The sequence below is a fragment of the Streptomyces sp. NPDC048415 genome, from assembly GCF_040651675.1.
GTDB lineage: Bacteria > Actinomycetota > Actinomycetes > Streptomycetales > Streptomycetaceae > Streptomyces.
In genome coordinates this window covers 45,663-52,178 of sequence record NZ_JBEZKJ010000058.1, presented here as the reverse complement: position 1 = coordinate 52,178, position 6,516 = coordinate 45,663, and the positions used below count along the sequence as shown (strand labels likewise).

Sequence of the window (6,516 nt, the reverse complement as noted above, 5' to 3'; positions counted from 1 at the left end):
TCGGGGCCCCCCCCCACCTTGGGGGGGCCCCCCCACCCCCCCCCCCTGGGGGCTTGGCCCAAGTGGGGCGGCCCCCCCCCCCCGGCCCCGCGGGCCCCTCCTCTCCCCTCCTGACACCGCCCCGGTCCGTCACTACCGGGGCAGCACCACGACATACGCCGCCGGATCGCGGTCGTTCGAGGCCATCAGCGCGGTGCGGACGACCGTGGCCTGCTGCTCCATGGCGTCGCGGAGCTTCTTCGGGGTGATGTAGACGACGGTGATGCCCAGGCGCTCCAGGTGTTCGCGCTTGCGGGCGTACTCCGACCAGAGGGCGTCCTCGTCCTGGCGGGGAGCGCGGGTGTCCAGCTCGACCGCCACCGCCTGCTCGGGCCAGTACGCGTCCAGGCCGCCCAGGTGAGGGCCGCCGGGGAGGCGGAGGTCCACGTTCCAGACGGGGTCGGGCAGGCCGTGCTCGCGGACCATGCGGTAGAGGCGGTCCTCGGCGATGGCCCTGCCCTCCGCGAGCAGCGAGTCCACCGCGTCCACCACGTGCGGGCGGCTGAGCAGCCGCGCCTGCGTCAACTCCCGTACCACCGCCGCCGGTTCGCAGTGGCCGCCCCGTACCGCCTCCGTCAGCAGCCGGCGTACGGCGCCCGCGTCGACCAGGTCCGCGACCGCGTCGGCGAGGGCGCGGGGGACGGAGACGACCGGGACGCCGGTCACGTACGAGGCGGTCGGGAGGGAGGCGGCACGGACGACGTGGGCGAAGCCGGACGAGCGCAGGCGGCGCAGGCGGGGGACCAGGACGTCGATCTTGTCGAGGGAGAGGAGCGGCGGGGCCGAGGCGAAGCCGTGCAGGGCCAGCGCCGCCAGGCCGGTGATCAGCGCGTCCGCGTAGGGCTGCGGGGCGTGCGGTTCCTCGGCGCCCGGCTGGGCGGGGATGGCGGTCGCCGTGCCCGGGACGGGGGAGCGGGCGGCGTACAGCAGGACCGCGTGGAGGCGTTCCTCGGAGGTGGGCGGGCCGGGGTGGAGGAGGAAGACGCCCGGAAGGATCTGCTGCCAGGGGCCGCCGGGGCGGCACTGCTGGTTGGTGTCGGCGGTGGTCACGCCGTGGGTGCGCAGCTGGGCGGTGGTCAGGACGCGCAGCTGTACGTCGGACAGGTGGCGGAGGGGGCGGGGGGAGAGCGGGGTGTTGTGGTTCATGACCCGGGGTTTCCCGCCCCGGGTCCGCCCTCTAACCGCTGTTACACGCCCGTCGACAAATCCGGACAAGCCCGCCCTAAAGTACGGGTGTTCGACTGCCGAAAGACGCTGGTCCGGACGGGGAGTAATAGGGGTTACGGCTCTGAATACCTGTATTTCGTAACCACCCGGTGCAGTGCATCGGATGAGCGGAGGAGTGGACAGCGCCGAGGGCACCGGCAAAACCGGTGCCCTCGGGTGCGTCGGGTCGGGCCGCGGGCTCAGCCCGCCGCGGCGACGTCACACGCCTGCCCCCGCAACCCCCGCGCCAGATCGTCCCGCGCCTCCAGCACCAGCCGCCGCAGCGCGGGTGCCGCCGTCTCGTGCGCGGCCAGCCACGCGTCCGTCGCGTCCAGCGTCTCCTGGGAGTCCTGAAGGGACGGGAACAGCCCCTTCACCACGTCCATGGCGATCTGGATGGACCGCTCCGCCCACAGGCGCTCGATCGCGTCGAAGTACTTCGCGGTGTAGGGCGCGAGCAGCTCCCGCTGGGACGGCTGGCCGAACCCGGCGATCGTCGCCTCGACGAGCGCGTTCGAGAGGGAGTCGGACTGGACGACGGCCGCCCAGGCCTGCGCCTTGACCGCCTCCGAGGGGCGGGCGGCGAGGCAGCGGACCTGGTGGCGTTTGCCGGACGCGGTGTCGTCGCGGGCCAGTTCGGCCGCGAGCGCGGACTCGTCCGCGACGGCGTGCGCGGCCAGCGGTTCCAGGAAGGCCCAGCGCAGCTCCTGGTCGACCTCGAGCCCGTCGACCGTCGCCGTCCCCTCCCACAGGTCCCGCAGCAGCTGGAGATCGGCCTCGCTCGACGTGACGTTCGCGAAGAAGCGGGCCCAGGTGAGCTGGTGCTGACTGCCCGGCTCGGCCAGCCGCAGTTCCCTCAGCGCGCCCTCGGCGAGCAGGCGCCCGCCCTCCGCGCGCCAGTCGGGTGCCGCGTAGTGCGTGAGCGCCGAGTTGGCCCAGGCGTGCAGCATCTGGAGCACGCCGATGTCGGACTCGCGTCCGGCGAAGCGGAGCACCAGGTCGATGAAGTCCCGGGCGGGCATGAGGGCGTCTCGGGTGAGGTTCCACAGCGCCGACCAGCACAGGGCGCGCGCCAGCGGGTCGGTGATCTCGCCGAGCCGCTCGCGCAGGGTGGCGAGCGAGCCCTCGTCGAAGCGGATCTTGCAGTACGTCAGATCGTCGTCGTTGACGAGTACGAGGTCGGGGGCGTCGGCGCCGGCCAGTTCGCCGACGATCGTGCGCGGGCCGTCGACATCGATCTCGGCGCGCGCGTACCGCTCGACGGCGCCCTCGGGCGAGCGCCGGTAGAGTCCCACCGCCACGCGGTGCGGGCGCAGTTCGGGGTGGGACTCGGCGGCCTCCTGAATGATGGCCAGCTCGTCGACGCGTCCCTCGGCGCTCAGCAGCACCTGTGGGGTCAGGGAGTTGACGCCGGCCGTCTGCAGCCAGGACCGCGACCAGGCCGCCATGTCCCGGCCGCTCGTCTCCTCCAGGACCGTCAGCAGGTCGCCGAGGCGCGTGTTGCCGTACGCGTGCCGCTTGAAGTAGCGGCGGGCGCCCTCGAGGAACGCGTCCTGGCCGACGTACGCCACCAACTGCTTCAGAACCGAGGCGCCCTTGGCGTAGGTGATGCCGTCGAAGTTGAGCTTGGCGTCCTGGAGGTCGCGGATGTCGGCGGTGATCGGATGGGTGGACGGCAGCTGGTCGGCGCGGTAGGCCCACGCCTTGCGGCGGTTGGCGAAGGTGATCCAGCCGTCCTTGAAGCGGGTCGCGCCGACCAGCGAGAACGCGCCCATGAAGTCGGCGAAGGACTCCTTGAGCCACAGGTCGTCCCACCACTCCATGGTGACCAGGTCGCCGAACCACATGTGCGCCATCTCGTGCAGGATGACGTTCGCCCGGCCCTCGTACGAGGCCTGGGTCACCTTGCCGCGGAAGATGTACTCCTCCCGGAAGGTGACCAGCCCCGGGTTCTCCATCGCGCCGAGGTTGTACTCGGGCACGAACGCCTGGTCGTACTTCCCGAAGGGGTACGGGTAGTCGAAGTGGTCGTGGAAGAAGTCCAGGCCCTGCTTCGTCACCAGGAACACGTCGTCGGCGTCGAAGTAGGGGGCCAGACCCTTGCGGCACATCGCGCCGAGCGGGATCTCCAGCGTCCTGCCGTCGTCGAAGGTGCGCGAGTAGCTGTCCGTCACATAGTGGTACGGGCCCGCCGCGAACGCCGTGATGTACGTCGAGATCGGCTTGGTCTCGGCGAACTTCCATACTCCGTCGGCGAGTTCACCCACGCCGTTGCTCCACACGACCCAGCCCTCGGGTGCCAGCACCTCGAAGCGGAAGGGCGCCTTGAGGTCGGGCTGCTCGAAGTTCGCGAAGACGCGCCGGGAGTCGGCGGGCTCGTACTGCGTGTACAGGTACACCTCGCCGTCCTCGGGGTCGACGAAGCGGTGCATGCCCTCGCCGGTGCGGGAGTAGGCGCACTGGGCGTCCACGACGAGTTCGTTGTCGGCGGCGAGATCCTCCAGCCGGATCCGGGAGCCGTCGAAGACCTCGCCCGGGTCGAGATCCTTGCCGTTGAGGGTGACGGCGGTCACACTCGGCGCGATCAGGTCCGCGAAGCTCGCCGCGCCGGGCTCGGCGCAGCGGAAACGGAGTGTGGTGACCGAACGGAACGTGCGCGGCGCGGGCTCGGTCTCCGTCTCCCCGACGGCTGAGCGCAGGTCGAGGGAGACCTCGTAGCTGTCGACGGACAGCAGTGCCGCCCGCTCCTGAGCCTCGTCGCGGGACAGATTCTCACCGGGCACGGCTGCACTCCCTCATGGCGTCATGGATGCGTGTGAACAGGACCGATCCTGCCATGCGCCCCTGACGCCGGGCACGGGGAATGGGTGGGGTGCCCGTTGGTGTTGGCCCGGTAAGACCACCTTCCGAGGAGAGCCATGCCCGAGCAGACCGCTCAGACCAGTTCCGGCAAGACCCCCGTCGACTTCTGGTTCGATCCGCTGTGCCCCTGGGCCTGGATGACCTCGCGCTGGGTCCTGGAAGTGGAGAAGGTCCGGGACATCGAGGTCCGCTGGCACATCATGAGCCTCGCCGTGCTGAACGAGCCGAAGCTGGACGAGCTTCCCGAGCAGTACCGGGAACTGCTCGAGACCAAGGCCTGGAAGCCGGTGCGCGTGGTCACCGCGGCCTGGCAGAAGCACGGCGCGGACGTCCTCGGCCCGCTCTACACCGCGCTCGGCACCCGCATCCACAACCAGGGCGAGGGCCCGACCGTCGAGGCGATCGCCGGCGCCCTGGCGGACGTCGGCCTGCCCGCCGACCTGATCGACTACGCCGATCAGGAGGACTTCGAGTTCGACGCCGAGCTGCGCGCCTCCCACAAGGAGGGCATTGAGAAGGTCGGCCAGGACGTCGGCACCCCGGTCATCGCCGTCCCCGGCGCCGACGGCGAGCAGATCGCCTTCTTCGGCCCGGTCGTCACCCCGGCTCCCAAGGGTGAGGAGGCCGCCAAGCTCTGGGACGGCACGCTCCTCGTCGCCTCGGTGCCGGGCTTCTACGAGATCAAGCGGACGCGTACGGCGGGGCCGGACTTCAGCAACCTTTAGGCGCTACTCGGGGAAGGTGTCGCCGTCACGCCAGTTGCTCCACCGTTGGAACCGTCGGCAGCCCGGGCGGGTGCAGCGTTGGTAGGCGGAGGGGTCGTCCACGTTCTTGATCTTGCGGACGGCCTCCTCCTCGTCCTTGGTGAGCCGACGGAACTTCTGCAGTGGTCCTCCGCAGTTCGGGCAGCGCACGTCCACGGCGAACACCTCCGTAGGAGAAGGGCGGGAGAAGAGCTTACGCTCGCGCCCGGCTCCGGGCCTCGGTGAGGCGGGCCAGGTGGTCCTCGTACGCCTTGGCGTAATGCGCGGCCCGAGAGGGGTCGGGGGCCACGACCGCCGTCGGCCGCGTCCACGCGGCGGCGTTGAGGGCCACCCCATGACGCGCGGCCGCCGCGAGTACCGCGCCGCGCGCCCCGACCTCGCCCTCGATGACCCGCAGCGGCCGCCCGAGGACGTCGGCGAGCAGTCGCATCCAGGCGGGACTGCGCGTGCCGCCGCCGCAGACCGCCAGGGAACCGGTGAGGCCGGCGGCCTCCAGGCAGTGGCGGGCGGCGTAGCCGATGCCCTCGCAGGTGGCGCGGATCAGGTCGCCGCGGGTCGACTCGAGGCAGACGCCGGTCAGTTCGGCGCGCAGGCGGGGCTCGACGAAGGGGGCGCGCTCGCCGGAGGGGGCGAAGTAGGGGAGTACGCGGACACCGTTCGCGCCGGGCGGGGTCGCGGCGAGCAGCTCGTCGACCTCGTCGTGGTGGACGCCGGTCGTCGACAGGACCCAGTCCAGCGCGGCGGTGCCGACCATCGCGGGCATGGCGCGCAGCCAGTACCCGGCCCGGTCGGTCGAGATGTACAGCCCGGCGGGTTCGCCGGTCAGGTCGAGGTCCGTCGTTGCGACGAGGCCGGCCAGGCAGGTCCCGACGATCAGCAGACCGTCGCCGGGGGCGGTGACGCCCGCGCCGAGCGCGCAGGCCGGTAGATCGTAGGGACCGTTGGCGAGGGCGGTGCCGGGCGGCAGACCCTCGCCGAGGGTCCGCCCGGTGGCGCAGGGGTCGCTGACGGGGGCGAGGAGCCCGCGCCGGTGGGCCAGTCCGAGGAGTTCGACGACCCGGTTGTCGTAGGCGCGGGTGCGCGGATCGAGGAACGGCATCGACGCGTCGGAGACATCCGTGGCCAGGACGCCGGTCAGCCGCTGGAAGACCATGTCCTTGCAGTACAGGGCGGTCGTCGCGGCGTCCAGCGAGGTGGGCTCGTAGCGGTCGAGCCAGGCGAGCAGCGGCCCCGGGCAGCCGGGGAACATGGCGCTGCCGGTGCGCCGGAAGACCGTCTCGAAGGTGCCGTCCGCGAGCCACTGGTCCACCAGCTCGTGCGCCCGGCCGTCCATCCAGGACGCGGCGGGACGCACCGGCCGGCCCGCCTCGTCGACAAGCCACACCCCGTCGCCCTGCCCGGTGAGCCCGGCGAGCTCGACGGGGCCCGGTACGGCGGCGGTCAGCTCGGAGAGTACGGCGACCACCGCCGCGTACACCTCCTCCATGTCCTGCTCGACCAGGCCGCCGCGGATGGTGAGGTCAACGGGCCGTGCCCGTACGGCCAGTTCGCGGCCCGCGTCGTCGAAGGCGGCGGCCTTCACCATGGACGTGCCCACATCGATACCGACGTACATGCCCGGCTCCCTCAGCTCGGCTCAATTTCG

At 71.8% G+C, this 6,516-nt stretch carries 5 protein-coding genes; 1 reads left to right on the top strand and 4 read right to left on the bottom strand.

Annotation, left to right across the window (positions count from 1 at the left end):
- Positions 1-132 precede the first annotated feature (132 nt).
- Positions 133-1,185 (bottom strand): hypothetical protein, encoded by a 1,053-nt coding sequence (locus AB0D27_RS30350; protein ID WP_362515226.1) that lies wholly within the window; start codon positions 1,183-1,185, stop codon positions 133-135.
- A gap of 260 nt (positions 1,186-1,445) precedes the next feature.
- Positions 1,446-4,028 carry an aminopeptidase N gene (pepN, locus tag AB0D27_RS30345; RefSeq protein WP_362515224.1) on the bottom strand — a complete coding sequence of 861 codons (2,583 nt, stop codon included), beginning with the start codon at positions 4,026-4,028 and terminating at the stop codon, positions 1,446-1,448.
- Positions 4,029-4,163: 135 nt separating this feature from the next.
- Here pepN and AB0D27_RS30340 point away from each other — a divergent pair, with 135 nt between their 5' ends.
- Positions 4,164-4,832 (top strand): DsbA family protein, encoded by a 669-nt coding sequence (locus AB0D27_RS30340; RefSeq protein ID WP_362515222.1) that lies wholly within the window; start codon positions 4,164-4,166, stop codon positions 4,830-4,832.
- Positions 4,833-4,835: 3 nt separating this feature from the next.
- On the opposite strand, the gene AB0D27_RS30335 is transcribed toward AB0D27_RS30340, so the two are convergent.
- Entirely contained in the window at positions 4,836-5,027 is a 192-nt protein-coding gene (locus tag AB0D27_RS30335; protein ID WP_362515220.1) for a hypothetical protein, read from the bottom strand.
- 37 nt (positions 5,028-5,064) lie between these two features.
- The gene (locus AB0D27_RS30330) at positions 5,065-6,486 is read right to left on the bottom strand and encodes an FGGY-family carbohydrate kinase (protein ID WP_362515218.1); all 1,422 of its coding nucleotides are present in this window, start codon (positions 6,484-6,486) and stop codon (positions 5,065-5,067) included.
- Positions 6,487-6,516: the final 30 nt, after the last annotated feature.

Bases quoted from the DNA above. Each gene is read 5' to 3' on its own strand.
- AB0D27_RS30350 (WP_362515226.1), bottom strand. From the start codon at position 1,185: ATGAACCACAACACCCCGCTCTCCCCCCGCCCCCTCCGCCACCTGTCC.
- AB0D27_RS30340 (WP_362515222.1), top strand. From the start codon at position 4,164: ATGCCCGAGCAGACCGCTCAGACCAGTTCCGGCAAGACCCCCGTCGAC.
- AB0D27_RS30330 (WP_362515218.1), bottom strand. From the start codon at position 6,486: ATGTACGTCGGTATCGATGTGGGCACGTCCATGGTGAAGGCCGCCGCC.